This is a genomic window from Azotobacter vinelandii CA (assembly GCF_000380335.1).
GTDB lineage: Bacteria > Pseudomonadota > Gammaproteobacteria > Pseudomonadales > Pseudomonadaceae > Azotobacter > Azotobacter vinelandii.
Genome location: NC_021149.1, coordinates 2,238,148 through 2,261,069 on the forward strand (window position 1 = coordinate 2,238,148; position 22,922 = coordinate 2,261,069).

General features: G+C 67.6%; 21 protein-coding genes. 12 read left to right on the top strand and 9 right to left on the bottom strand.

Features of this window, described 5'->3' with window-relative positions:
* Nucleotides 1-54 precede the first annotated feature (54 nt).
* The 3 genes from AVCA_RS10205 to AVCA_RS10215 form a co-directional block, all read right to left on the bottom strand.
* On the bottom strand, nucleotides 55-675 hold the full coding sequence (locus AVCA_RS10205) for a glutathione S-transferase N-terminal domain-containing protein (RefSeq protein WP_012700827.1): 621 nt from the start codon (nucleotides 673-675) through the stop codon (nucleotides 55-57).
* A gap of 63 nt (nucleotides 676-738) precedes the next feature.
* The gene (locus tag AVCA_RS10210; RefSeq protein ID WP_012700828.1) at nucleotides 739-1,695 is read right to left on the bottom strand and encodes a TauD/TfdA dioxygenase family protein; all 957 of its coding nucleotides are present in this window, start codon (nucleotides 1,693-1,695) and stop codon (nucleotides 739-741) included.
* 64 nt (nucleotides 1,696-1,759) lie between these two features.
* Nucleotides 1,760-3,121, bottom strand: coding sequence for an LLM class flavin-dependent oxidoreductase (locus tag AVCA_RS10215; RefSeq protein WP_012700829.1), 1,362 nt, complete (start codon nucleotides 3,119-3,121; stop codon nucleotides 1,760-1,762).
* Nucleotides 3,122-3,534: 413 nt separating this feature from the next.
* Here AVCA_RS10215 and AVCA_RS10220 point away from each other — a divergent pair, with 413 nt between their 5' ends.
* The 3 genes from AVCA_RS10220 to AVCA_RS10230 all read left to right on the top strand — a co-directional run bounded on the left by AVCA_RS10220 (nucleotide 3,535) and on the right by AVCA_RS10230 (nucleotide 6,283).
* Complete coding sequence (locus AVCA_RS10220; RefSeq protein WP_012700831.1) at nucleotides 3,535-4,608, top strand: ABC transporter substrate-binding protein; 1,074 nt, start codon at nucleotides 3,535-3,537, stop codon at nucleotides 4,606-4,608.
* Nucleotides 4,609-4,736: 128 nt separating this feature from the next.
* Complete coding sequence (locus tag AVCA_RS10225) at nucleotides 4,737-5,468, top strand: sulfite exporter TauE/SafE family protein (protein WP_012700832.1); 732 nt, start codon at nucleotides 4,737-4,739, stop codon at nucleotides 5,466-5,468.
* A 143-nt stretch (nucleotides 5,469-5,611) separates the two neighbouring features.
* On the top strand, nucleotides 5,612-6,283 hold the full coding sequence (locus tag AVCA_RS10230; protein ID WP_231876421.1) for a hypothetical protein: 672 nt from the start codon (nucleotides 5,612-5,614) through the stop codon (nucleotides 6,281-6,283).
* A gap of 60 nt (nucleotides 6,284-6,343) precedes the next feature.
* On the opposite strand, the gene AVCA_RS10235 is transcribed toward AVCA_RS10230, so the two are convergent.
* The 3 genes from AVCA_RS10235 to AVCA_RS10245 all read right to left on the bottom strand — a co-directional run bounded on the left by AVCA_RS10235 (nucleotide 6,344) and on the right by AVCA_RS10245 (nucleotide 9,747).
* Nucleotides 6,344-7,612, bottom strand: a complete 1,269-nt coding sequence (locus AVCA_RS10235; RefSeq protein WP_012700834.1) for an OprD family porin — start codon at nucleotides 7,610-7,612, stop codon at nucleotides 6,344-6,346.
* Between the two features lie 178 nt (nucleotides 7,613-7,790).
* Nucleotides 7,791-9,143: a GntP family permease gene (locus AVCA_RS10240; RefSeq protein ID WP_012700836.1), complete on the bottom strand. Its 1,353-nt coding sequence runs from the start codon at nucleotides 9,141-9,143 to the stop codon at nucleotides 7,791-7,793.
* A 79-nt stretch (nucleotides 9,144-9,222) separates the two neighbouring features.
* The gene (locus AVCA_RS10245) at nucleotides 9,223-9,747 is read right to left on the bottom strand and encodes a gluconokinase (protein ID WP_012700837.1); all 525 of its coding nucleotides are present in this window, start codon (nucleotides 9,745-9,747) and stop codon (nucleotides 9,223-9,225) included.
* A 675-nt stretch (nucleotides 9,748-10,422) separates the two neighbouring features.
* On the opposite strand from AVCA_RS10245, the gene AVCA_RS10250 reads away from it, so the two are divergent.
* The 6 genes from AVCA_RS10250 (at nucleotide 10,423) to AVCA_RS10275 (ending at nucleotide 16,696) form a co-directional block, all read left to right on the top strand.
* Nucleotides 10,423-11,496: an ABC transporter substrate-binding protein gene (locus AVCA_RS10250; RefSeq protein WP_012700839.1), complete on the top strand. Its 1,074-nt coding sequence runs from the start codon at nucleotides 10,423-10,425 to the stop codon at nucleotides 11,494-11,496.
* Nucleotides 11,497-11,503: 7 nt separating this feature from the next.
* Nucleotides 11,504-12,715, top strand: a complete 1,212-nt coding sequence (locus AVCA_RS10255; RefSeq protein ID WP_012700840.1) for an MFS transporter — start codon at nucleotides 11,504-11,506, stop codon at nucleotides 12,713-12,715.
* Nucleotides 12,712-13,545, top strand: coding sequence for an ABC transporter permease (locus AVCA_RS10260; RefSeq protein WP_012700841.1), 834 nt, complete (start codon nucleotides 12,712-12,714; stop codon nucleotides 13,543-13,545). The genes AVCA_RS10255 and AVCA_RS10260 overlap by 4 nt, the downstream gene beginning before the upstream one ends.
* A gap of 12 nt (nucleotides 13,546-13,557) precedes the next feature.
* A complete protein-coding gene (locus AVCA_RS10265; protein ID WP_012700842.1) occupies nucleotides 13,558-14,331 on the top strand; it encodes an ABC transporter permease in 774 nt (257 codons plus the stop codon).
* A gap of 150 nt (nucleotides 14,332-14,481) precedes the next feature.
* Nucleotides 14,482-15,249 (top strand): ABC transporter ATP-binding protein, encoded by a 768-nt coding sequence (locus AVCA_RS10270; RefSeq protein WP_012700844.1) that lies wholly within the window; start codon nucleotides 14,482-14,484, stop codon nucleotides 15,247-15,249.
* A gap of 115 nt (nucleotides 15,250-15,364) precedes the next feature.
* Nucleotides 15,365-16,696: an OprD family porin gene (locus AVCA_RS10275; RefSeq protein WP_012700845.1), complete on the top strand. Its 1,332-nt coding sequence runs from the start codon at nucleotides 15,365-15,367 to the stop codon at nucleotides 16,694-16,696.
* An 86-nt stretch (nucleotides 16,697-16,782) separates the two neighbouring features.
* Here AVCA_RS10275 and AVCA_RS10280 read toward each other — a convergent pair whose 3' ends face one another.
* Nucleotides 16,783-17,067, bottom strand: a complete 285-nt coding sequence (locus AVCA_RS10280; protein ID WP_012700846.1) for a hypothetical protein — start codon at nucleotides 17,065-17,067, stop codon at nucleotides 16,783-16,785.
* Between the two features lie 292 nt (nucleotides 17,068-17,359).
* Here AVCA_RS10280 and AVCA_RS10285 point away from each other — a divergent pair, with 292 nt between their 5' ends.
* A complete protein-coding gene (locus tag AVCA_RS10285) occupies nucleotides 17,360-17,674 on the top strand; it encodes a hypothetical protein (protein ID WP_012700847.1) in 315 nt (104 codons plus the stop codon).
* A 191-nt stretch (nucleotides 17,675-17,865) separates the two neighbouring features.
* Nucleotides 17,866-18,297 (top strand): TOBE domain-containing protein, encoded by a 432-nt coding sequence (locus tag AVCA_RS10290; protein ID WP_012700848.1) that lies wholly within the window; start codon nucleotides 17,866-17,868, stop codon nucleotides 18,295-18,297.
* A gap of 47 nt (nucleotides 18,298-18,344) precedes the next feature.
* Here AVCA_RS10290 and AVCA_RS10295 read toward each other — a convergent pair whose 3' ends face one another.
* A complete protein-coding gene (locus AVCA_RS10295; RefSeq protein ID WP_012700849.1) occupies nucleotides 18,345-19,193 on the bottom strand; it encodes an NAD-dependent protein deacetylase in 849 nt (282 codons plus the stop codon).
* Between the two features lie 593 nt (nucleotides 19,194-19,786).
* Between AVCA_RS10295 and gstA the strand changes: the two genes are divergently transcribed.
* The gene (gstA, locus tag AVCA_RS10300) at nucleotides 19,787-20,392 is read left to right on the top strand and encodes a glutathione transferase GstA (RefSeq protein ID WP_012700851.1); all 606 of its coding nucleotides are present in this window, start codon (nucleotides 19,787-19,789) and stop codon (nucleotides 20,390-20,392) included.
* A gap of 102 nt (nucleotides 20,393-20,494) precedes the next feature.
* Here gstA and AVCA_RS10305 read toward each other — a convergent pair whose 3' ends face one another.
* Nucleotides 20,495-22,894 (bottom strand): TonB-dependent siderophore receptor, encoded by a 2,400-nt coding sequence (locus AVCA_RS10305; protein ID WP_012700852.1) that lies wholly within the window; start codon nucleotides 22,892-22,894, stop codon nucleotides 20,495-20,497.
* Nucleotides 22,895-22,922 lie beyond the last annotated feature (28 nt).

Genomic DNA, 22,922 nt, shown 5'->3' on the forward strand with positions numbered 1-22,922 from the left:
GAGTACCCCATGTGGCGGCCCGTCGCGGATAGGACGGGCCGGAAGCACGGGGAGTTACAGCAGACCCTCGGTGGCCAGCGCCTTGCGGACCGCCGGGCGGGCGCGGAAGGCCGCGCCGATGCGGGCGATCTGCACGAGGTCGGCGAAAGGCTCGCCGAGACGCGGCAACCAGCCGGCGAACACCCCGAGATAGGCGTCGGCGATGGTGTAGCGCTCGCCCACCAGCCACTGCCGTCCGTTCAGATGGCGTTCGATGTGCGCCAGCGCCTGGTGCAGTTGCTCGCTGGCCTGGGCGCGGATGCCCGGATGCGCGCCTTCGTCGGCCGAGTAGCGCTCCGGACGGTTCAGCGGACGGAAGCCGCCGACATGCACTTCCGAGGTCAGGTAGCCGATCCAGCTCTGGATTCGTGCGCGCTCCACGCTTCCGGCCGGGGCGAACAGCCCGGCTTCCGGCCTGAGGTCGGCCAGGTACGGCAGCAGCGCACTGTTTTCGGTGAGCACGCTGCCGTCGTCCAGTTGCAGCGCCGGCACCCGGCCCAGCGGGTTGACGGCGTGGATCGGCGAGTCGGGGGTGCGCAGGGCCACCGGCTCGATCTGGATCGGCAGGCCGAGTTCGTGGACCAGGCTGTGGGCGGCCAGGGAGCAGGCGCCGGAAGCGATGTACAGGACAGTCATGCGATACCTCGTGGACCGGGGGCGACTGGCGTTGCCCGCCCCCGATGGGTGAATGGGAAGGGATCAGGCGGCCGGATGAGCCAGCACCGGCTCGCCGGCGATGGTGCGGGAGGGACGGCCGTCCGGGCCGACGGGAATGTCGCCGACCAGGGTGATGCGGTAGAGCTGGCGGGGCAGGTCGGTGGCGTGGATGTCGGATGGCGGCTGGTGGGCGGTGACCCGGTTGTCCCAGAAGGCCAGCGAGCCGGGTCGCCACTTGAAGCGCACCGTGTATTCGGGGCGGATCGCGTGTTCGAAGAGCAGTTCCAGCAACTGTTCGCTCTCGCGCGGGCTGAGGCCGACGATGCGCTTGAGGAAGGTCGGGCTGACGAACAGCGCCTTCTCGCCGGTTTCCGGGTGCACGCGCACCAGCGGATGCTCGCTGACCAGCGGCCTGACCGCCAGCGGCTCGCTGAAGCCCGGCCGTGCCTCGGCGCCTTCCGGCGGGGTGAAGCGGTGCTCGCCGCGCAGGCCGTCGACGAAGGCCCGCAGGGTCGGCGACAGGCCATTGTAGGCGGCCACCAGGTCGGTCCACTGGGTGTCGCCGCCATAGGGCGGGATGTCCACGCCGCGCAGGATCGCCGCCGCCGGCGGATTGAGCGCCGCGCTCACGTCGGTGTGCCAGCCGCTCCAGGGGCGCACCAGGCGCTCGTCGGTGAAGCGCGCCTTGAAGCGGTCGCGGCCGACCGAATAGATCTCCGGGTGACCCTCGACATGGCCGAACACCGGGTGGCCGACGGTCGGTTCGCCGAATTGCCGGCCGAACGCCACCTGCTGGGCGTGGTCGAGGTGCTGGTCGTGGAAGAACAGCACCTTCCAGCGCAGCAGGGCGGCGCGGATGGCTTCGCGTTGGGCGGAGGGCAACGGGCGCGACAGGTCGACCCCGTCGACCTGGGCGCCGATGTACAGGGACAGCGGGGTGACGACGATCGCCTCGGCGGCGGGCAGCGCGGCCTGATGCAGGCGGGCGGAAGACGGCATGGGCAACTCCTTGTGCGGATGAATCGCTGGGGCGGGCCGTGTGGCGGCCCGCCGGGACGGGGGATCAGCTCGCCGCGCGCCGCTGGCGCCCGGCGGCATGCTGGTTTTCCGGACGGGCCAGGCCCAGGTGCTCGCGCAGGGTGGCGCCGCTGTACTCCTCGCGGAACAGGCCGCGGCGGCGCAGTTCCGGCACCACCTGGTCGATGAACTCCTCCAGGCCGCCGGGCAGCCAGGGCGCCAGCACGTTGAAGCCGTCGGCCGCGCCCTGCTCGAACCAGGTCTGGATCTGGTCGGCGATCTGCGTCGGGGTGCCGACCACCGTCCAGTGGCCGCGGGCGCCGGCGATGCGCAGGTAGAGTTCGCGGATGGTCAGGTTCTCGCGGTGCGCCAGTTCGAGCAGCAGGGCCTGGCGGCTCTTGTTCTGGTTGGTGGTCGCCAGCTCGGGCAGTGGGCCGTCGACATCGAAGCCGGACAGGTCGCTGCCGATCAGGGCGCTGAGCAGGTTGACGCCGACCCGCGGGTCGATCAGTTCCTGCAGTTCGCGGTACTTGGCCTGGGCTTCGGCCTCGCTGCGGCCGACCACCGGGAAAATGCCCGGGAGGATCTTCAGCTCCTCGGGCGCGCGGCCGTACTTGGCGAGACGGCCTTTCACATCGGCGTAGAAGGCCTGGGCGCTTTCCAGGGTCTGGTGTGCGGTGAAGATCGCCTCGGCGCTGCGCGCGGCGATTTCCTTGCCCGGCTCGGAGGAGCCGGCCTGCACCAGCACCGGATAGCCCTGCGGCGGGCGCGCCACGTTCAGCGGACCGCGCACCCGGTAGTGCTCGCCCTGGTGGTCCAGCACGTGCAGCCTGGCCGGATCGAAGAACTGGCCGCTGGCCTTGTCGCGGACGAAGGCGTCGTCTTCCCAGCTATCCCACAGGCCCTGCACCACCTCGAGGAACTCCTCGGCGCGCCGGTAGCGCTCGCCGTGTTCGGGCAGCTCGCTCTGGTTGAAGTTCAGCGCCTCGGCCGGCGCCGAAGAGGTCACCAGGTTCCAGCCGGCGCGTCCCCTGGAGATCCAGTCCAGCGAGGCGAACTTGCGGGCCAGGTGATAGGGCTCGTTGTAGGTGGTGCTGACGGTGGCGATCAGACCGATGCGCTCGGTCACCGCGGCCAGCCCCGAGAGCAGGGTAAAGGGTTCCAGCCGGGTACCGCGGGCGGTCAGCGCCAGTTCCTCCAGGCCGCTGCCACCGTTGCCCGCGTTCACCGCCACCGAGTCGGAGACGAACACCGCGTCGAACTTGGCCGCCTCGGCCAGGCGCGCCACGCGGACGTATTCGCCGAAATCGTGGTTGGCGTGCTCCGGCACGTCCGCGCGGCGCCAGGCGGCGATGTGGTGGCCGGTCGGCAGGATGAAGGCGTTCAGCGCAAGCTGGCGTTTACTCATGACACAGTTCCTTGGCAGGGAGTCGTGAAGAAGGCTTCCGGGCAGTGCCGGAAGAGCGGCGCAGACTGCCGAGGCAGAATGCATGCCAGCGTTCCGCTTTGCCGCTGCAGGCCGCGCCGGCCCTGGGCTGCGGGAGAACGCCGGGGTTTCCGGCGGCCCGCCCGGCGGAGGCGGCGAAAAGGTGCTGGGGGATTTTCAACACTTGGCCGCGGCAACTGCGCCGTTTGCAACAGTTGCCGCGCTCGGGCAGGGCACGGACCCGGCCGGCCCGGCCGCGACATCCGGCCCGCACGCCTTGCCGGGCGGGAAAGCGCCCGACGCCGCATGTGCTTGGGCACAGCGCTTGCTCTCCGCTCTTCGGGCAGTCGCCTTGCGTACCGCCGAGTCTTCCAAGCCGAATAAGGAAATCCGCGATGAAAAAGAACAACCCCTTGGCCGCTCTGCTGCCCGGACTGCTGAGCGCGGCCTTGCTGCTGGCGCCGCTGCCGCTCAATGCCGAACCCGTGACCATCCGCTTCGGCGTCGCCCAGGTCGGCAAGGGCGGCGTGCCCTTTTCCAGCAGCGGGGTGGCCGGCCTGGCCGACCAGCGCAAGGCCCTCCAGCAGGAGCTGGGCAGCGACGTGAATGTCGAGTGGTTCTACTTCAAGGGCGCCGGCCCCGCAGTCAACGAGGCGCTGGCCAACAAGCAACTGGACTTCGCCGTGCAGGGCGACCTGCCGGCGGTGGTCGCCAAGGCCGGCGGCCTGGACACCCGGCTGATCACCGCCGACAACCTGCTCACCTCGACCTACCTAGTGGTGCCGGCCGATTCTCCGGCCAAGACCCTGCAGGATCTCAAGGGCAAGCGCGTGGCGCTGTTCAAGGGCACCAACCTGCACCTGGCGATCCTGCGCGCGCTGAAGCGGCAGGGCCTCGGCGAACGCGACTTCCGCACCCTCAACATGGATTTCGCGACCATGGGCGCCGCGCTGACCTCGAAGGACATCGACGGCGCCTGGTTCGACGCGCGGGCCTTCGACCTGCAGGCTTCCGGCGTCGGCCGGATCATCTACGACACCCGTGCCGTCGATCCGCGCCTGACCCGCCAGGGCCATGTGCTGGTGCGCGGCGAGTTCGAGCGGGAGCATCCCGAGCTGGTGCAGAAGGTGGTGACCGCGCTGGTCAAGACCGCGGCCTGGACCTCGGACCCGGCAAACAAGGAAACGGTGCTCTCGCTCTGGGCCAAGTCCGGAACGCCGATCGAGGCGCTGCGCGCCGAGCAGGAAGGGCAGTCGTTCCAGCGCCGCTATTCGCCGCTGCTGGACGCGTTCTTCGTCGACCGCTACCGCGCCACGGTGCAGGAGTCCAAGGAGCTGGGCCTGATCCGCGGCGACGTCGACGTGGCCCGATGGATCGAGCCGAAGTATGTCGACACCGCCATCGAGCAACTCGGCCTGCAGAAGCTGTGGACCCCCTACGACGCCGGAAATCGTCCCATCGTCCGCTGATCGCCGCCCTGGAGCAGCCGCCGCGAACGGCTCCCGGTGCTTGCATTTCATCCGCTCGGCTGTTTGCATCCGCTCGGACTGCCGCTTCGCAAGATGCGAGCGGCAAGGATCATGATGAAGAGGCATGCGTGCAGACGGAAGCGATCATCCTGGCCGGCGCCCTGAGCGGCGGATTCGTCACCGGCCTGGCCGGGTTCGGCACCGGCCTCACCGCTCTCGGTTTCTGGCTGCATGCCGTGGAGCCGGCGATCGCCGCCGCATTGGTGGTGCTCTGCTCGGTGGTCGGGCAGGTGCAGTCTCTGTGCAGCCTGCGTCGTGCCTTCGCCTGGGAGCGGGCCTGGCCCTTCCTCGTCGGCGGTCTCGCCGGCGTACCGCTGGGCGTGGCCGCACTGCGTATTCTGGAGGTACAGACCTTCAAGCTGCTGCTCGGTGTCCTGCTGATCGGCTATACCGGCCTGATGCTCGCTCTGCGTCGCCTGCCGACCGTCGCGCTCTGGGGTGGGCGTCTGGCCGACGGGCTGGTCGGCGCGGGTGGCGGCGCCCTCGGCGGGGTAGCCGGGTTGTCGGGCCCGTTGCCGACCATCTGGTGTGGCCTGCGCGGCTGGAGCGCGGACATGCAGCGCGGGGTCTATCAGCCCTACAACCTGGGCATCCTCTGCGTGGTGCTGGGCCTGTACGCCGGCCAGGGCCTGCTGACCCGGCAGGTCTGGGAGCTGGCCGCGCTCTGCCTGCCCGCCACCCTGCTCGGCTCCTGGCTGGGCGTGCGCCTGTACCGGCGGGTGAGCGACTGGCAGTTCCGCTACCTGGTCCTCTGGCTGCTGTTCGCCTCGGGGCTGGTGCTCAGCCTGTCCAGCCTCTAGCTCGCATCGGTGCCGGAGCGCCTGGCGATGGGGGCGTGAAGTGCGCCTATCGTGAATGGATGACAGGAGCGGTGCGAGCCTTCCGTCTCCAGCCTCGGCGATGCGCCATGGCCTGTCGTATGCCCATGGGACGGGAGAGCGATATGACATTCATTGCGGCAGTCAGCATGGGGGATTGCGCGATACTGGCCGCCGATCGCGCGACTTTCTACGTCGGTGCAGGCGTTTCCATCGCTTCGGCGCATCTGGAGCGGAAGATCGCCGGGAACCGGCATGGCTATATCACGGCTGCCGGCTTCGTCGAGCTCATCCGGCCGGTGAAGGAGCGTTTCGTGGCGGAGGCGTCCGCCTGTCCGACGGAGGTGATGCGGATCATCGCGGACGAGCAGGAGCGTTTCAGGCGGCGGAATTATCTGAAGGCGGCGGTCGAGTCGCGGGTGAAAAGCTGCTCATGGACGATGACCCTTCCCGACGGGGAAGGCTCCATCCTGGCGGCCGTATACGATTATGCGAGCGATGGACTGCTCGCTCTCGCCAGAGGCGGTTCGCTGTTCAGTTTTCCGCCCGATGTGGCCGACCTCGAAAAACGGCACATCCAATCCATGGCGGATGGGTTCAGGTTCGGACGGGCGGGGGAAGGCAGCTCTCTGCGTGATATCGGCCATAACCTTTCCCTGATCCTCTCCATGGTCGGATACCTGAAGGATCGTGGCCGCTCCCTGACTTCCCAGATCGACTTCGCCGTGCATGCCGCCGGCTGGCGGAGGGAAGTCGACTCCGGCCGGTTTCTGGAAAAAGGCCTGTCGTGGCGCTGAACGAACGCTGCATGTGCGGATATCGGCGCGCGGAGAACGACAGGCCCCGCAGAAGCGCTGTCAGAACAGCGAGAGCGGATACTGGACGATCAGCCGGTTGTCGTCGAACTTGTTGTCGGCGCCCCAGTCGCGGCGCACCGTCGAGTTCCGCCAGCGCAGGGCCAGGTTCTTCGCCGGACCGCTCTGCACCACGTAGCTCAACTGGGTCTCGCGGTTCCACTCCTCGCCGTCGTCGATACCGCCCGCATGCACGTTGTGACCCTTGATGTAGCGGGTCATCAGGGTCAGGCCGGGCATCCCCAGGGGCGCGAAGTCGTAGTCGTAGCGCACTTGCCAGGAGCGCTCGCGGGGGTTGTCGAAGCTGCCGTTGTAGCTGTCGTTGGCCGCCGTGCCGCCGCTGGTGCCGTTGACCCGCAGCCAGCGGTCGTCGCCGCCGACCCGCTGCAGGCCCAGGTAGAAGATGTGCGCGCCATGCTTGAGCGAGAACATCCCGGTCAGCAGGCTGTTGTCCAGGTCGCCGGCCTGGGCGCTGCCGTCCTCCTCGCCGTCGAAGTAGCCGAGGTTGGCGCCCAGGGTCCAGTCCTTGCCCAGCGGCTGGCTGTGCAGCACCTGGAAGTAGCGCTGCTTGTAGATGTCCTCCAGTTGGCCGAACCAGGCACCGATTTGGGTGCGGTTGTCGTTGAAGGCGTATTCGGCGCCGGCGAAGCTGAAGCGGTCGGAGGTGACGCTGGCGTTGCCGACCCAGCTCATGTCCTCGAGGCTGCTGTCGTCGCGCGGGCTGTTGCCGCGAAAGCGCCCGCCGTAGAGGGTCAGGTTGCGGACCTCCTTGGAGGTGAACATGCCGCCCTGGAAGGTCTGCGGCAGCGAGCGGCCGTCGTCGGAGCGCAGGATCGGCAGCGCCGGCGACCACTCGCCGAGCTTCGCCTCGGTCTTCGAGAAGCGCAGCTTGCCGGCCACCGCCAGGCGGCCGAAGTCGTCGGCCGGCTTGCCGTCCTTGCCGACGGGCAAAAGCTGGGTGCCGCCGGTGCCCTTGCCGCCGTCGAGCTTGACCGACCGGAGGCCGAGGATGTCGATGCCGAAGCCGACCGGGCCTTCGGTGTAGCCGGACTGCAGGTCGAGGATGAAGCTCTGGGTCCATTCCTCGGCCTTGCTGCGGGTGGCGCGGTCGTCGACGAAGTTGCGGTGGATGTAGAAGTTGCGCAGGGTCAGGGTGCCCTTGGCATCCTCGAGGAGTTCGGCCTGGGCGGTTGGCAGGGCTCCCGCCAGAATCAGGGGCAGGACGAGAGTATGGGGGCGAGCCTGCAGAGAGGGTTTGGGAGCATTTTTCATTATTGTTGGCCTGGTGATCGAACGGATGTCCGGGCGGCATCCAAGGCTGCCGCCACGGGAAAAAGGGGTTATCGGTCGTTGCCGGTACTGTCCGGCCGGAGCGAACCGCCCGGACTGGGGCTGGACGGCAGCGGAGGAAGCGGCGATCCCGGCTTGCCGGGACCGCCTCTGCCTTCGCTCAGACCACCAGCGAGAGCAGCAGGATGAACACCAGGCCGACCACGGAAAGCAGGGTTTCCATGGCGGTCCAGGTCTTGAAGGTTTCGCTTACGGTCATGTTGAAGTACTGCTTGACCATCCAGAAACCGGCGTCGTTGACATGGGAGAGGATCAGCGAGCCGGCGCCGGTAGCGAGCACCAGCAGCTCGCGGTTGACTCCCGGTACCATCTCGATCACCGGCACCACGATGCCGGCGCCGGTGATGGTGGCGACCGTGGCCGAGCCGGTGGCGATGCGGATCAGCGCGGCGACCAGCCAGGCCAGCAGGATCGGCGAGACCTGCGCGCTCACCGCCATCTGGCCGATCACGTTGCCCACCCCGCTGGCCACCAGCATCTGTTTGAAGCCACCGCCGGCGCCGATGATCATGACGATGGCGGCGGTCGGCGCCAGGCTCTCTTCGAGCAGGCGCGCCACCCGCTTGGGTTCGAAGCCGCGGGCGTAGCCGAAGGTATACAGCGACAGCAGCAGGGCCAGCAGCAGGGCGCTGATCGGGTGGCCGATCAGGTCCATCCAGCCACGCAGCAGGTGACCCTCGGGCAGGACCACGTCGGCGAAGGTCTTCAGCAGCATCAGGAACACCGGCAGTAGCACGGTGACCAGCGTCACGGAAAAGCTCGGCAGGTTGCCGGCCTCGGACTCATGGGCGAGTTGCTCCATCAGTTCGGGCGAGGGCGTGCCGGGCACCCGGCGGGCGATGAAGGAGGCGAACAGCGGGCCGGCGATGATGCCGGTCGGCAGGGCGACGATCAGGCCGTAGAGGATGGTCTTGCCGATGTCCGCGCCGAACACGCCGATGGCCAGCAGCGGGCCGGGATGCGGCGGCACCAGGCCGTGGACCACCGAGAGGCCGGCGAGCAGGGGGATGCCGACCTTGATCAGCGAGACCCCGGTGCGCCGGGCGACGATGAACACCAGGGGGATCAGCAGGACGAAGCCGATCTCGAAGAACAGCGGGATGCCGACCAGGAAGGCGGCGAACATCATCGACCACTGCACGCGTTCCTTGCCGAAGGCCTGGATCAGGGTGCGGGCGATCTGATCGGCGCCGCCGGACTCGGCCATCATCTTGCCGAGCATGGTACCGAGGGCGAGGATGATGCCGACGAAGCCGAGGACACCGCCGAAGCCTTCCTGGAACGCCTTGACGACTTTGTCCACCGGCATGCCCGAGGTCAGGCCGAGGAACAGGGCGGAGATGATCAGGGCGAGGAAGGGATGCAGCTTGAAGCGGGTGATCAGGACGATCAGGCCGACGATGGCGATCAGCGCATCGAGCAGCAGCAGGGTGTTGTGGGACAGGCCCAGCATGGGAAGTCTCCTTTGTCGTTGTTTTGGGTGGAGCAGTGCGAGACAGCGCTATCTTTCAATCAAGAATATACGGCCTCGATCAGTTCGGCCGGTGCCGACGCCACCACTCATCGGCGGCCGCGGCCAGTTGCGGCACATCCTGGCAAGAGGCGTCCAGGACCAGGGTCAGGGGTTCGCCATGCGGCGCTTCGAGGGTGGCGAACTGGCTGTCGATCATGCTCGCCGGCATGAAGTGGTCGGGGCGTTCGGCGACGCGACGGGCGGCGACGCTGGGCGTCAGTTCCAGATAGACGAAGCCGAGCCCGGGCACGGCTTTACGCAAGCGCTCGCGGTAGCTGCGCTTGAGCGCCGAGCAGGCGAGCACCGGAAGCCGTCCGGCCGCCACGACGTGGCGCAGTTCGTCGGACAGAATGCCCAGCCAGCCGCTGCGGTCTTCGTCGGTCAGCGGGATGCCGGCGCTCATCTTGCGGATGTTCTCCGGCGGATGGAAGGCGTCGCCCTCGATGGGCGTGGCGCCGTTGAGCCGGCAGAGCGTCTGGCCGACGCTGGACTTGCCGCAGCCGGCGACGCCCATGATCACCAGGGCATGGATAGATGGAAACATAAGGCACCTCGGTAGATAGCGCTATCTTTTTAGAATTGAAAGTAATCGCAGGATAATACCGTTACTACCTTGTCTCGTTGGCAGGAAATATGGCGTATTTTGCCGTCAGTAAGCGATAACGATGCAGTTAAAGTCATACGTATACTGCATCGATCTTAAAGACAGCGCTATCTTATGAACTGCCTTCGGCTTTGACAAGTGCTCGACCGTATTCCCGGGACAGGGTATCGGCACGCTGCGATTCCCGACGTGGACGGCTATTCATGGCGGAAGGCCGTGAGCGGCGTGCCGGGCGATCGGAACGATCGCCGGGGAGTGGGAGCGGATTTATCCGCGAATGGGAGGCGACCGGGACATAGCCAGCAAGCCGGCGGTCGACGCCGGACCCGCGATCCTCCTTCATGCCTCATGGCCATGGCCGCGAACTGTGGCATTTCCCGCAGCCTGCGGAGCCCGCTGCCGGGATTCCCGCAGCACCGGCCGCGGGCCCGAGGAGGGGCCAGGGCGCGTCGGGACCCGGGCGACGCCTCTACGCCGGTCGGTACGGCTATTTATGACTTTTCTGCATCATTACCATGAAGAAATAGAAATAGTTGGCATAACCCCTGCAGAACAGGCCTCCACCCGCCAGGGCTGCACGGGGCAGCCCGGCATACGGGCACAGGAAGCCAATCCATGAAACACAAGTTGTTCCTTTCCCTCATCGCCGTGTTCGCCGGAGCCTGGCTGGGCGTGGCACCGGCCGGCGCCGCGGACCCGCCGCAGGTGATCCGTTTCGGCCTGGCCACCGTCGGCAAGGGGGGCAAGCCGGTCGCCTCCAACGGCATCGCCAGTCTGGCCCACCAGCGCCAGGCCATCGAGGCCGAGCTGAAGGACGACAACATCAGGATCGAGTGGATCTACTTCAAGGGCGCCGGTCCCGCGGTCAACGAGGCGCTGGCCAACAAGCAACTGGATTTCGCCTGGCAGGGCGACCTGCCGGCGGTGATCGGCAAGGCCGGCGGCCTGAACACCCGGCTGATCGCCGCCGACGGCCTGCTCACTTCCACCTATCTGGTGGTGCCGGTCGATTCGCCGGCGAAAACCCTGCAGGACCTCAAGGGCAAGCGCGTGGCGCAGTTCAAGGGCACCAACCTGCAACTGGCCACCGCGCGCGCGCTGAAGGTCGAGGGCCTGCGCGAACGCGACTTCCGCACTATCAACATGGACTTTCCCACCATGATCGCCGCACTGGCCTCCAAGGACATCGACGGCGGCTGGTTCGGCTCGCATGCCTTCGACCTGCAGGCTTCCGGGGTCGGCCGGATCGTCTACGACACCCGCGCGGTCGACGCCAAGCTGACCCGCCAGACCCACGTGCTGGTGGACGGCGATTTCGAGCGCCAGTATCCGCAGATCGTGCAGAAGGTGGTCGACGGGCTGGTCAAGACCGCCGCCTGGGTTTCCGCCGAGGAAAACCGCGAGGCGGCCTTCGGCCTGTGGGCCAACTCCGGCACACCGATCGAGGCGCTGCGCGCCGAACAGGAAGGACAGTCCCTGGCGCGCATCTATTCGCCGCGCCTCGACGACTTCTTCCTCGACCGCTACCGCGCCACGGTCCGCGAGTCCCGGGAGCTGGGCCTGCTGCGCGGCGATGTCGACGTCGACCGCTGGGTCGAGCCCGGGTACGTGAACGCCGCCATCGACCGGCTCGGCCTGCAGACGCTGTGGCCGGTCTACGATGCCGACAACCGCCCGCAGGCCAGGTGAGGCGCGCATGATCCGGACCGCTTCCGGCCTCGCCGATACGCGCACCCTGATGGGCTTCATCCTGCTGGCCAGCCTGTCCGGTATCGGTGTGGGGCTGGCCAAGGTGAACTTCGCGCTCTATGCCCTCAGCCTCGATGCCTCGCCGCTGGAGATGGGGCTGGTGGCCGGGGCGCAGACCACCGGTCTGCTGCTGGCCAGCCTGCCGTGCGGGATGCTGGTGGAGCACTTCGGTCCGCTGCGCCTGTACGTGTTCGGCAGCCTGCTGGCCGGCGGTCTGTTCCAGCTCCTGCCGCTGGTCGGCCAGCCGCTGCTCCTGCTGCTGCCGACCCTGGCGATCGGCCTGTGCATGCCGTGCCGGCTGGTTTCGCTCAACGCGGTGTTCATGCAGCAACTGGCCCTGGTCGGCGAGGCGCGCGCCGGCTGGTTCCGCGGTTCGCAGATGATCGGCATGCTGCTGCTCGCGCCGCCTCTGGCGGCACTGTTCGCCGGCTGGCTGGGCGCGGGCGGCAGTTGGTTGCCGATCGGCCTGTTGTTCGTCATCCCGGCGCTGCTGGCGCCACGGGTGCTGCATATCTATCCGGCGCGCCGGCAGGGCGCCGAGCGGCTGAGCCTGGCCGCGCTGCGCCGCCAGTTGGGACTGCTGCGCGAACAGCCGGCGCTGCGCGACAACTGCCTGCTGGAGTTCTGCGTGCAGGCGGCGGCGATGTTCTTTTCCTACTTCATCGTCGTCATCACCGTGCAGGACTACGGCTGGTCGGCCGGCGAGGCCGCCGCGCTGCTCAGCGCCCATGGCCTGGCCTATATCTTCGCCCTGTTCGGTCTCGGCCGACTGCTCGGCGGCAGCGGCCAGGGCGGTTTCGTCGCCAGCCTGCTGCTCTGCGTCGTCGCTCTCGCGGGCCTCGGCCTGAGCGGCCGGGCGCCACTGCTGTGGGGCGGGGCGCTGCTGCTCGGCCTGGGCCTGGGCATGCTGCAGGTGGTCACTCTGTCCGCCTATGCCCGGCATGGCGCGCAGCTCGGTCACGGCCGCGTCGCCGGCCTGGCGGTGCTGGCTGGTCCGGGCGGCAGTCTCGCCGGCAGTCTGCTCGGCGGCGCGCTCGGCGGCTGGCTCGGTCTGCAGCCGCTGTTCCTGCTGTTCGTTCCGCTGTTTCTCGGTTTTCTCTTGCGGCCTTTGCCGCAGCACCCGCAACCCGCGCTCTGCGCAAGGAGGATTTCCCGATGAGCACGCTTCAGGCTTCGGACCCGTTCCGCACCTTACCGGCCCGCCCCTGGCCGACTTTCGCCCGCATCCTGCGCCGGGCTGGCGCCGGAGGGGCCGGGCTGCTGCTGCCGGTGCTGCTGCTGGTCGTCTGGCAGGTCGCTGTCGAGCGGCACTGGGTATCGGCGCAGATCCTGCCGCCACCGTCGCGGGTGCTGGAAACCTTCGGCGAGCTGTGGGCGAGCGGCGATCTCTGGTTCCAGTTGTCGATCAGCCTGCAGCGGGTGCTGGTCGGTTCGGCCATCGGTGGCGCCCTCGGCCTGCTGCTCGGCCTCGCCATGGGTCTGTCGCGCCGGGTCGAGGCCTATCTGCTGCCGCTGTTCCAGGCGATCAGCCAGGTGCCGGTGCTGGGCTGGATTCCGCTGCTGATGATGCTGGTCGGCATCGACGAGACGCTGAAGTACCTGGTGATCGCCAAGGCGGTGCTGGTGCCGCTGACCATCAACACCTTCTCCGGTATCCGCAACATCCCGCCGAGCTACCTGGAGGTGGCCAGGGTGTACCGCTTCGGGCTGCTGCTGCGCCTGCGCCGGGTGATCCTGCCGGCGGCGTTGCCGAGCATCTTCACCGGCGTGCGCTTCGCCCTCACCAAGGGCTGGATCGCCCTGGTCACGGTGGAGTTGCTGGCCTCCAGCGAGGGCATCGGCTACCTGATGGTCGATGGCCGGCAGATGTTCCAGCTCGATCTGGTGATCGTCGCCATGCTGGTGATCGGACTGGTCGGTCTGGTCCTCGACCAGGGCTTGGCGCTGATCGAGACCCGCCTGCGGCGCTGGCAGCGCCAGGCTTTCTGAAGGAGCGCGCGCATGTCCGAAGCAACCCGCAAACGGCCCGATCTGCGCGGCTGGGTGGTGCCGGCGGCCCTGCTGGCGCTCTGGTGGCTGGCCACCGCGCAGGAATGGGTGGATACCCGGCTGGTCGCCAGCCCCGCGGCGGTGCTCGAAGCGGCCTGGCAGGCGGCGGTGAGTGGCGAGCTGTGGCGGGGCCTCGCCGCCAGCCTCGGGCGCAACCTGTCGGGCTTCGCCCTCGGCAGCCTGGCGGGGCTGGCCTTCGGCGGCCTGCTCGGGCTGTCGCGGCTGGCCGAACGGCTGGTCGGGCCGACCTTCCATGCGCTCAAGCAGATCGCCCTGTTCGCCTGGATTCCGCTGCTCTCGGCCTGGTTCGGCTTCGGCGAGCCGGCCAAGGTGGCGTTCATCGCCCTGGCGGTGTTCTACCCGGTGGCGCTGAACAGCTTCGAGGGCATCCGCTCCACCCGTCGCGAACTGCTCGAAGTGGCCCGGGTGCTCGGCCTGACCCCGACGCAACGGTTGCTGCGCCTGGTGCTGCCGTCCGCCGCGCCGGCGATCTTCACCGGTCTGCACCTGGGGCTGATCTACGCCTGGCTGGCCACGCTCGGCGCCGAGTACTTCTTTTCCGCCGCGCCGGGGATCGGCAACACCATGATCGACGGCCGCGAACATTTCGAGATGGATCAGGTGATCTACGGCCTGCTGGTGGTCGGTGCCGTCGGCCTGGTTCTCAACCGCCTGGCCGCCTGGATCGAAGCGCGCGCGCTGGCCTGGCGCGACGGCGGGCGCTGAGCGGGGAGGGCCGTAGGGTGGAAAACGCGCGCAGCGATTTTCCACCTGAGGGCACCGATGGTGGGAAAGGCCTGCGGCCGTTTCCCGCCCGACGCAACGGACAGTTCGGGATTCACTGTTTTTGGCAATCAACGAGAGGGATGCTTTTCGATGAGCGGTAGCGGTTTTCTGAGTCTGCACGGCGTGCACAAGCGTTTTCCCCTCAAGGACGGCGAGCTGCACGTCCTCGAGGACATTTCCCTGGATATCCGCCAGGGCGAGTTCGTCAGCATCGTCGGCGGCAGCGGGTGCGGCAAGTCCACCCTGCTGCGCCTTCTGGTCGGCCTGGAGGAGGCCAGTGGCGGCAGCCTGCGCCTGGACGGCACGCCGATCCACGGCACCGACCCGGCGCGCGGCATCGTCTTCCAGGACCATCGCCTGTACCCCTGGCTGACGGTGGAGGACAACGTGCTGCTGGCGCTGGCCAATTCGCCCCTGGACAAGGCCGAACGCCTGGCCCGGGTCCATGCGCACCTGGAGCTGGTCGGTCTGCGCCACTTCGCCAAGGCCTGGCCGGCGCAGCTCTCCGGCGGCATGAGCCAGCGCGTGGCGATCGCCCGCGGGCTGGTCAACCGGCCGAAGGTGCTGCTTCTCGACGAGCCCTTCGGCGCCCTCGACGCCTTGACCCGTGCGCAACTGCAGGACGAACTGGCGCGCATCTGGCTGACCGAGGGCATCACCACGGTACTGGTCACCCACGACGTCGACGAGGCGGTGCTGCTCGGCGACCGGGTGGTGGTGATGGAGCCGCGCCCCGGCCGCATCCGGCGCATCATCCCGGTCGATCTGCCCCATCCGCGGCGACGCGACCATCCGCGGCTCGCCGAGCTGCGCAGCGACATCCTGCAGGACTTCACCCGGCGCCAGGCCGTCGCCTGACGCCGCGGGACCTCCTCGAACCGACACCTTCACGGGGGTCGGTCCGCGACAGCCCATTCGACGACGAAACGTTCTCCCGGCCGACCCGACCATTACAAGCTTCCGGAGCCGAAGCATGAGAGCGTCCATTCTGGCCATGGCCACAATGGCGGGCGTCGTGGCTTTGCCATGCGCGTCCGCCGCGGGTTTCTTCGACGACAGCAAGGCCACCCTCGGCCTGCGCAACTTCTATTTCAACCAGGATTACAAGAGCGGCGCGCAGGCGCCCTCGAAGCAGGAGGAGTGGGGGCAGGGCTTCATGCTCAACTTCCGCTCCGGCTACACCCAGGGACCGGTCGGCTTCGGCCTCGATGCCCTCGGTATGCTCGGCGTCAAGCTGGATTCCGGCGGACGCACCGACAAGGCCGGGCGCAGCCGCAACCCCGGCCAGCTCTTCCCGCTCGATCACGACAACAGCGCGGTGGATCACTACAGCTCGCTGGGCCTGACCGGCAAGCTGCGCATCTCCAAGACCGAGGCGCACATCGGCACCCTGCAGCCGCGCCTGCCGGTGGTGGTCTTCAACGACGGCCGCATGCTGCCGCAGACCTATTCGGGCGGGCAGATCACCTCCAGGGAGTTCGACAACCTGACGCTGATCGGCGGAACCCTGGAGCGCGCCAAGGGCCGTTCCTCCACCGACCGCCAGGCGCTCAGCGTGCCCGGCAACACGACTCGGCGCAGCAACAAGTTCCATTTCGCCGGCGTCGACTACCGGGTCGGCAAGGATCTGCTGCTGCAGTACTACTACGCGACCCTGGAAGACTTCTACGAGCAGCATTTCCTCGGCCTGACCCACACCCTGGCGCTGCCGGTCGGCAGCCTGAGCACCGACCTGCGTTATTTTCACAGCGAGGCGGACGGCGAGAACGCCAGCCGTGCCGGGCGTGCCAACGGCTGGACCATCGGCGACGCGCGGCTGAGCAGCGATCCGGAGAAGGGGGAGGTCGACAGCCGCCTGTGGAGCCTGCAGTCCACCTACAAGCTGGGCGGCCATTCGCTCGCGCTGCTCTACCAGCAGAACGAGGGCGACAGCGATCTGCCCTATCTCAACCAGAGCGACGGCGCCACCAGCTACACCGCGGCCACCCGCCAGATCGGCGGTTTCAGCCGCGCCGGCGAGCGCGTTCTGGGCACGATCTACACCTACGATTTCGCCGCCCTCGGCATTCCCGGCCTGAGCGCCCGGCTGACCTACAACAAGGCCTGGCACATCGACGTCGCCGGCCAGTCGCGCGGCGAACGGGAATGGGAGCGCGACTTCCGTCTCGACTACGTGATACAGAGCGGTCCGCTCGCCGGGGTCGGCTTCGCCTGGGCCAATGCCGCGCTGCGCAGCCACGTGTCCAGCCAGCGCGACATCAACGAGAACCGGCTGATCGTCCTCTACTCGATACCCTTGCTCTGATCGGCACGCCTGGCCGCGATGTTTTCGCCGTCGCCTTCGGATCGCCGGCCTGCCGGCGATCCGGGGGACTCCGCCGAGCCGGGGGATCAGTCGTTCTCGCTCCAGAGATACTGGTCGATTTCCTGCATCAGGTAGCTGTTGCTCCTGATGTTGCGCGCCTCGGCCTCGGCTTCCTCGCGGCTATAGCCGCTCAGGGTGAAGCTGGTCCGGCCCGCCGGATGGGCTTCGTAGAACAGGCGCACGTCCAGCAGCCAGGTGTCGGCGCGGTGCGGGTCGGGCAGCAGGCGCAGGTGCGCCTTGAGCTTTCTCTCGAGCGGAACGATCAGGTTGAACGCTTCCGTCGATGCAGGCGATGAATTCACCTCACCCATTTTTCTCCCCTTGTCACTGCGAAGCCGCTGCGCGTATGCCGGGCTTTCCGGTTCATGATGTTCCGCCGTCCGTGCCCGGGCCTGCCGTTGCCGTCCGACGAACGGTTTGGCAACATCCCGGCAACCCCCGACGGGCTGCCTCGGCGGGAGCGACCCGGTGCGAGGCCGGGTCGCCGATCGGACCGCACATTAGAGCAGATCGCCCTTCGCCGTGGTACCGCCAGTGCACGCCCGGTCTTTTCCAAGCGGTTCGGGGCGTGTTTCGCAAGCGCTGGGAGTACGGAGCGAAAGCATGAATATCTGGGCATTGCAGGACAAACATCAGGACATTCGCCATGTGCTGTTGCTGCTGAGCGAGCAACTGGGGCCGGATGCCTTCGTCATCGATGCCACGACCTCGCTGGACCCGCGGGCGATCTACCTGCAACACCGCGAGGAACCCGGCGTGCGCGCCTGGCTCTATACGCTCGGCCAGAGTCCGGGCCGCTACGGCGTGCACCTGGAATACCCGAACAGCACGGACACCCATGAGAACGTACCGCTGGCGGAGCTGGTGGCGATGCTCGCCGTGCATTTCGACGTGCCGACGATCCAGCCGCTGCCGTGACGCCGGCGGTCGGCGGATCATCGTCCATCCGCCGCTTCGGCGATCGGAGGTCGGATTACGGTTGTTCCAGCCGGACTACCGGCTACAGTTTCGTCGCACATGGCCGGTCGCTCCGCGACGGGTCATGCCGGAAAGGCCATGCCGGTCGGCACGCGCCCCCGTATTCACGTATCGGACAGGAGGGAAACAGCATGAAGGTCAGCGCCCGCAACGTGCTTGAAGGCACCGTCAGCGCCCTGAAGGAAGGCGCGGTCAACGCCGAAGTGGATGTCACCCTGGGAGGTGGAGACAAGCTGGTGGCCGTGGTCACCCTGGAAAGCGCCAGGTCCCTGGGCCTTGCCGCCGGCAAGAAGGTGGTGGCCGTGATCAAGGCGCCCTGGGTCCTGCTGGCGGCCGACGACGGTAACGGCTGCCGCCTGTCCGCCCGCAACGTCCTGGCCGGCACCATCGAGTCGATCGAGGTCGGCACGGTCAACGTCGAAGTGATCCTGACCCTGCCGGGCGGCGCCAGGATCGTTTCCGTGGTGACCAAGGAAGCCGCCGCCGAGCTGGGCCTGAGGCCGGGCGCCAGCGCCAGTGCGGTGATCAAGGCTTCCAGCGTGATCCTCGGCGTTCCGGCCTGAGTCCGGCGCTTCGTCCGTCCCCGCGACGAACGCCGCGGGGCCTGCCGTCACGCATTCTCCAGCCATTCGGTCAGCCAGGGCAGCACCTGCTCGCAGGGCCGTTCGATCTTCAGGTTCAGCAGGCCTTCCGCGCGCATCGCGCCCTGGTTGATGGCCGCCAGCGGCCTGCCCCGTTCGGCGATCGAGCGGCACAGCCGGAAGCTCGAATAAGTCATCACCGTCGAGCCGACGACCAGCAGCGCCGGCGCACGCTCGATGCTCCGCGAGGCCGCCTCGGTCTGCTCGGCCGGCACGCCCTCGCCGTAGAACACCACGTCCGGCTTGAGCAGGTCGCTGCCACAGCAGGGGCACCAGGGGATGCGGAATCCTTCCAGATGGGCCTCCGCCAGCCGGGCATCGCCGTCCGGCGCGAGGATGGCCTCGACACCCCGCAGGTAGGCGTTTTTCTCCTCCAGTTCGGCCTGGATCTCGCTGCGCCACAGCCGCTTGCCGCAATCCAGGCAGCGCACCCGGTGCAGGTTGCCGTGCAGCTCGATCACTTCCTCGCTGCCGGCTTCCTGGTGCAGCCCGTCCACGTTCTGGGTGATCAGGCCGGCGATCCGCCGTCCGGCCGCGAGCCTGGCCAGGGCCCGGTGCGCCGCGTTCGGGCGGGCCTCGCGCATCCTCGGCCAGCCGATCATGCTGCGCGCCCAGTAGCGCTTGCGCGCCGCGCTCGAAGCGGTGAATTCCTGGTAGGTCATCGGCGCCCGGCCGTGGCGGACGCCGTCCTTGTCGCGATAGGCGGGGATGCCCGAGGGCGTGCTGATGCCCGCGCCAGTCAGGACCAGCAGCGGTCGCCGCGCCATGAGCCGGCACAGCTCCAGCAGGGCGGCGGGTGGATCGAAATCGTACGGCATGGGGGTCTCCGCATCTGCCGGCCCGGCGAAGCGCCGGCCGGTCGAATCTTGCCTCGGCGCATGGGATGGAAAGATCCGAGCATGGAGCACGGCGCTGCGCGGGGCTACCGGGAGAGGCGCTGTCCTGGTCCTGCGCCCACGGGGCTGGGCGATACGCCCGGATGCTGGCTGCCTTGCCGGCACTTCGGCTTCGGGCTGGGCCTTTGCCATCGCCTCCCGCTACGGCGAAGCCATTTTGTCCAAAGGTTATCCACAATTTTTTTCTCACGCACGGTTGACAATCCAGAGTTCCCGGTACTCTCGGGCGTGCTGGTTATCTTTCTCCGCACTATTGAAAATGGCTTGATATTTCAGACGGTTATGTGCTGGCAGGAAGATTCTTCGCAACTCTGATCAAAAAACGATCGGTGCTGCCGAGGCCAGATTCCATCGGCCTTGTGGCCAGTCATACCGTATTTGTCCACAGCTCGATCCACACCTTCTGTGGGTTACTCGCAGGCGAGCCATGGAGGCGGGCGGCGGAATAGCGCGAGTGCCGAGAGCGGCCTAAGCTTGCCCAGCGAGCCGAGCAATTCGTCGATCGAGGAGAAATCATGAAGCTTTACTACACCCCGGGGGCCTGCTCCCTGGTTCCGCACATCGTCCTTTGCGAACTGGGCCTGCCCTACGAACTGGAGAAGGTGGATCTGAAGAGCCATACCATCGAGGGCGGGGGGGATTACTACAACGTCAATCCGAAGGGGTATGTGCCGACCCTGCAGTTGAACGACGGCCAGCGGCTCACCGAAAGCGGGGCCATCGCCCTGTTCCTCGCCGAGAAGCTGCCCGAGGCCGGCCTGCTGCCGACCAATGGCAGCCTGGAACGGTTCCGCGTCCAGGAATGGCTGTTCTTCATCGGCAGCGAACTGCACAAGGAGATCGGCCAGTTGTTCAATCCGCAGCTCACCCCCGAGTGGAAGAAGGCTGCGCTGGCCGGCATCGAGAAGCGTCTGGCTTACGTCGACAAGGTGCTCACCGGGCAGGACTACCTGAACGGCGCGCGCTTCTCCGTGGCCGACGCCTATCTGTTCACCGTGCTGAGCTGGACCAAGCCGCTGGACATCGACCTTTCCCGCTGGCCGGCCCTGCGTGCCTTCCACGACCGGGTGGCGGCGCGGCCCGCCGTGCAGAAGGCGATGCAGGCGGAGGGGCTGCTCTAGCTTGCTCCGCGGACGATTCCGCCACGGGTGAAAGCCGGCAGGCCGGCTGCCGGCGTTCCATCCACGCACTTTCCCGGATTTTTCGAATCGCGTCGCGCAGCCCTACCAGCGATAGCTGAGCGTGGCGATGGCCGTGCGCTCGTCGCCGTAGCGACAGGAGTTGGCGCAGTACAGGTAGCGCTTGTTGGTCAGGTTCTGCACCTTGGCGGTCATCTGCCAGTGGTCGTCGAGCTCGTAGCCGAGCAGCGCGTCGACCAGGGTGTAGGCCGGGATGTTGCGGTCGCTGACGTTCGCCGAGGTGCGCGTGGTGCCGTTGTAGCGGGCGCCGGCGCCGACCTTCAGCTTCGGCAGGCCGAACCCGGCCAGGCGGTAGTCCAGCCACAGGGATGCGCTGTGATAGGGAATGCCCTCGATGCGCGAGCCTTCGAGCACGGGATCGTTGTCGGCGACGATGTGGGCATCGGTATAGGCGTAGGAGGCGCTCAGGTTCAACAGGGGCGTCAGGCCGGCCTTGAGTTCCAGTTCGAGGCCCTTGCTGCGTTCCTTGCCGGTCTGCTCGTCGAAATCCGAACCGGGAATCGAGCTGACCACGTTCTCCTGGGTCAGTCGGTAGACGGCCGCGCTGAGCATCAGGTCGCGACCGGGCGGTTGGTAACGCAGGCCGATCTCGTACTGTTCGCCTTCGGTCGGTTCGAAGCTGCGGCCTTCGCTGTCGGTTCCGTCGGCGGGCAGGAACGACTGGCTGTAGCTGATGTAGGGCGCCAGGCCGTTGTCGGCGAGGTAGACCATGCCGATGCGGCCGGACAGCTCCTGGTCGCTCTTGGTGCTGCGGCTCCGGTCGCGGTAGTTGCGGGTGTGGCTGCTGGCCCAGTCTTGGCGTAGGCCGAGCACGAATACCCAGCGTTCGGCGAACTTGGCCTGTTCCTGCAGGTAGAAGCCGGCCTGCCGGCTGTGCAGGTCCGAGCCCCGATCGATGCCGGTATCGACCCTGGGCAGATTGCCGTATGTCGGGTTGGCCAGGTCCAGCGATGGCGCATTGCCGCTCCAGCGATGGCTGTCGTAGGTCTTGTAGTAGTAGTCGAGGCCGGCGAGCAGGGTGTGCTGCCAGCGGCCGCTGTCGAACGACCATTGCAGGTTGCTGTCGCTGGCCCAGCCGGTGGAGATGTCCTCGCGCGAGTTGTAGCTGCGGGTCAGGGTGGAGAGGTTCGCGCCGGTGACCCGGCTGCTGTTCAGGCTGATGTAGTCGTAGTCGCTTTCGGAGTGGAAGTAGCGCAGGGCATGGCGCAGTTCGAGGCCGTCGTCGAGGCGGTGTTCGAAGAGGTAGCCGAGGGTGCCCATGTCGCCCGAGTAGTCGTCGAAGCTCGGCTCGCCGGCGAACAGGTCGTAGGGGATCTTGCGGCCGGGCGCCGCGCTGTATTTGGTGATGTTGTAGCTCATCGCCGGGGTCAGGGTCGTGCGGGTTTCCTGATAGGTGGCGAGCAGGGTCAGGCGGGTATCGTCGTCGATGTGCCAGGTGATGGCCGGGGCGAAGAAGCGTTTGTCGTCGTCGATCGAGGTGTACTGCGTTTCGCTGTCGCGCCAGAGGGCGGTCAGCCGGTAGGTGAAGCGTCCTTGTTCGTCGAGCGGACCGCCGTGGTCGGTGGAAATCTGGCGGCGCTGGTAGTTGCCGTATTCGAAGTTGATTTCGTGCAGCGGCTCGTCGCTGGGACGTTTGCTCACGGTATTCACCAGGCCGCCGGGGGAGAGTTGGCCGTAGAGCACCGAAGAAGCGCCCTTGAGCACTTCGACCCGTTCCAGTCCATAGGGCTCCTGGCCGCCCTCGAATTGGGTGCTCTGCAGTTTCAGGCCATCGCGCAGCACGCCGCCGGTGCGCGGGCCGATGTCGAAGCCACGCAGGCGATAGTCGTCCGCCACGCGGCTGTAGCCGTTCGGCTGGGTGATCACGCCGGAAGTGTACTGCAGCGTGTCGGCGAGGCTGTCGTGCCGCCGGGTCTGCATTTCCTCACGGGTGATGATCGAGATGGCCTGGGGCGTTTCGCGCAGGGCCGTGTCCGTCTTCGTCGCCGTGGCGCTGCGCCGGGCCACCAGTCCGTGGGCCGGACCGCGGGCGTCCTCCCGCGAGAAGTCGCTCACCAGAAAGGACGAGAGTTCCAGGGCGCCGTCGACGGGCAGGGCCTCGATGCTCAGGGCGCCGCTTTCGGCGGCGCGCAACCTCAGGCGGCGCCCGTGCAGCAGCCGCTCGATGGCTTGCTCGACGCTGAAGTTCCCGTGCAGGGCCTCGGCGTGCTCGCCGCGAACCAGTTCGGGGTCGAAGAGAATGCTGCGGGCGCTTTGCCGGCCGATGGTGGTCAGGCTGTTTTCGAGGGGGCCGGCCGGCACGTCGAAGGTCAGGAGCTGCCGGTTCGGGGTGGATGGCTCCGCGGCCTGGGCCGCCGGAGCGAGGCAGGTCAGCAGCAGGGACAGGGGGACCGGCGAGAGGAGAAAAGAGAAACGACGAGACATGACGGCTCCGCTGAATGGCGAGGGATAC

Bases quoted from the DNA above. Each gene is read 5' to 3' on its own strand.
- AVCA_RS10220 (WP_012700831.1), top strand. From the start codon at position 3,535: ATGAAAAAGAACAACCCCTTGGCCGCTCTGCTGCCCGGACTGCTGAGC.
- AVCA_RS10205 (WP_012700827.1), bottom strand. From the start codon at position 675: ATGACTGTCCTGTACATCGCTTCCGGCGCCTGCTCCCTGGCCGCCCAC.
- AVCA_RS10285 (WP_012700847.1), top strand. From the start codon at position 17,360: ATGAATATCTGGGCATTGCAGGACAAACATCAGGACATTCGCCATGTG.
- gstA (WP_012700851.1), top strand. From the start codon at position 19,787: ATGAAGCTTTACTACACCCCGGGGGCCTGCTCCCTGGTTCCGCACATC.
- AVCA_RS10240 (WP_012700836.1), bottom strand. From the start codon at position 9,143: ATGCTGGGCCTGTCCCACAACACCCTGCTGCTGCTCGATGCGCTGATC.
- AVCA_RS10260 (WP_012700841.1), top strand. From the start codon at position 12,712: ATGAGCACGCTTCAGGCTTCGGACCCGTTCCGCACCTTACCGGCCCGC.
- AVCA_RS10275 (WP_012700845.1), top strand. From the start codon at position 15,365: ATGAGAGCGTCCATTCTGGCCATGGCCACAATGGCGGGCGTCGTGGCT.
- AVCA_RS10250 (WP_012700839.1), top strand. From the start codon at position 10,423: ATGAAACACAAGTTGTTCCTTTCCCTCATCGCCGTGTTCGCCGGAGCC.
- AVCA_RS10215 (WP_012700829.1), bottom strand. From the start codon at position 3,121: ATGAGTAAACGCCAGCTTGCGCTGAACGCCTTCATCCTGCCGACCGGC.
- AVCA_RS10305 (WP_012700852.1), bottom strand. From the start codon at position 22,894: ATGTCTCGTCGTTTCTCTTTTCTCCTCTCGCCGGTCCCCCTGTCCCTG.
- AVCA_RS10280 (WP_012700846.1), bottom strand. From the start codon at position 17,067: ATGGGTGAGGTGAATTCATCGCCTGCATCGACGGAAGCGTTCAACCTG.
- AVCA_RS10270 (WP_012700844.1), top strand. From the start codon at position 14,482: ATGAGCGGTAGCGGTTTTCTGAGTCTGCACGGCGTGCACAAGCGTTTT.
- AVCA_RS10230 (WP_231876421.1), top strand. From the start codon at position 5,612: ATGACATTCATTGCGGCAGTCAGCATGGGGGATTGCGCGATACTGGCC.
- AVCA_RS10295 (WP_012700849.1), bottom strand. From the start codon at position 19,193: ATGCCGTACGATTTCGATCCACCCGCCGCCCTGCTGGAGCTGTGCCGG.
- AVCA_RS10290 (WP_012700848.1), top strand. From the start codon at position 17,866: ATGAAGGTCAGCGCCCGCAACGTGCTTGAAGGCACCGTCAGCGCCCTG.
- AVCA_RS10245 (WP_012700837.1), bottom strand. From the start codon at position 9,747: ATGTTTCCATCTATCCATGCCCTGGTGATCATGGGCGTCGCCGGCTGC.
- AVCA_RS10265 (WP_012700842.1), top strand. From the start codon at position 13,558: ATGTCCGAAGCAACCCGCAAACGGCCCGATCTGCGCGGCTGGGTGGTG.
- AVCA_RS10235 (WP_012700834.1), bottom strand. From the start codon at position 7,612: ATGAAAAATGCTCCCAAACCCTCTCTGCAGGCTCGCCCCCATACTCTC.
- AVCA_RS10210 (WP_012700828.1), bottom strand. From the start codon at position 1,695: ATGCCGTCTTCCGCCCGCCTGCATCAGGCCGCGCTGCCCGCCGCCGAG.
- AVCA_RS10255 (WP_012700840.1), top strand. From the start codon at position 11,504: ATGATCCGGACCGCTTCCGGCCTCGCCGATACGCGCACCCTGATGGGC.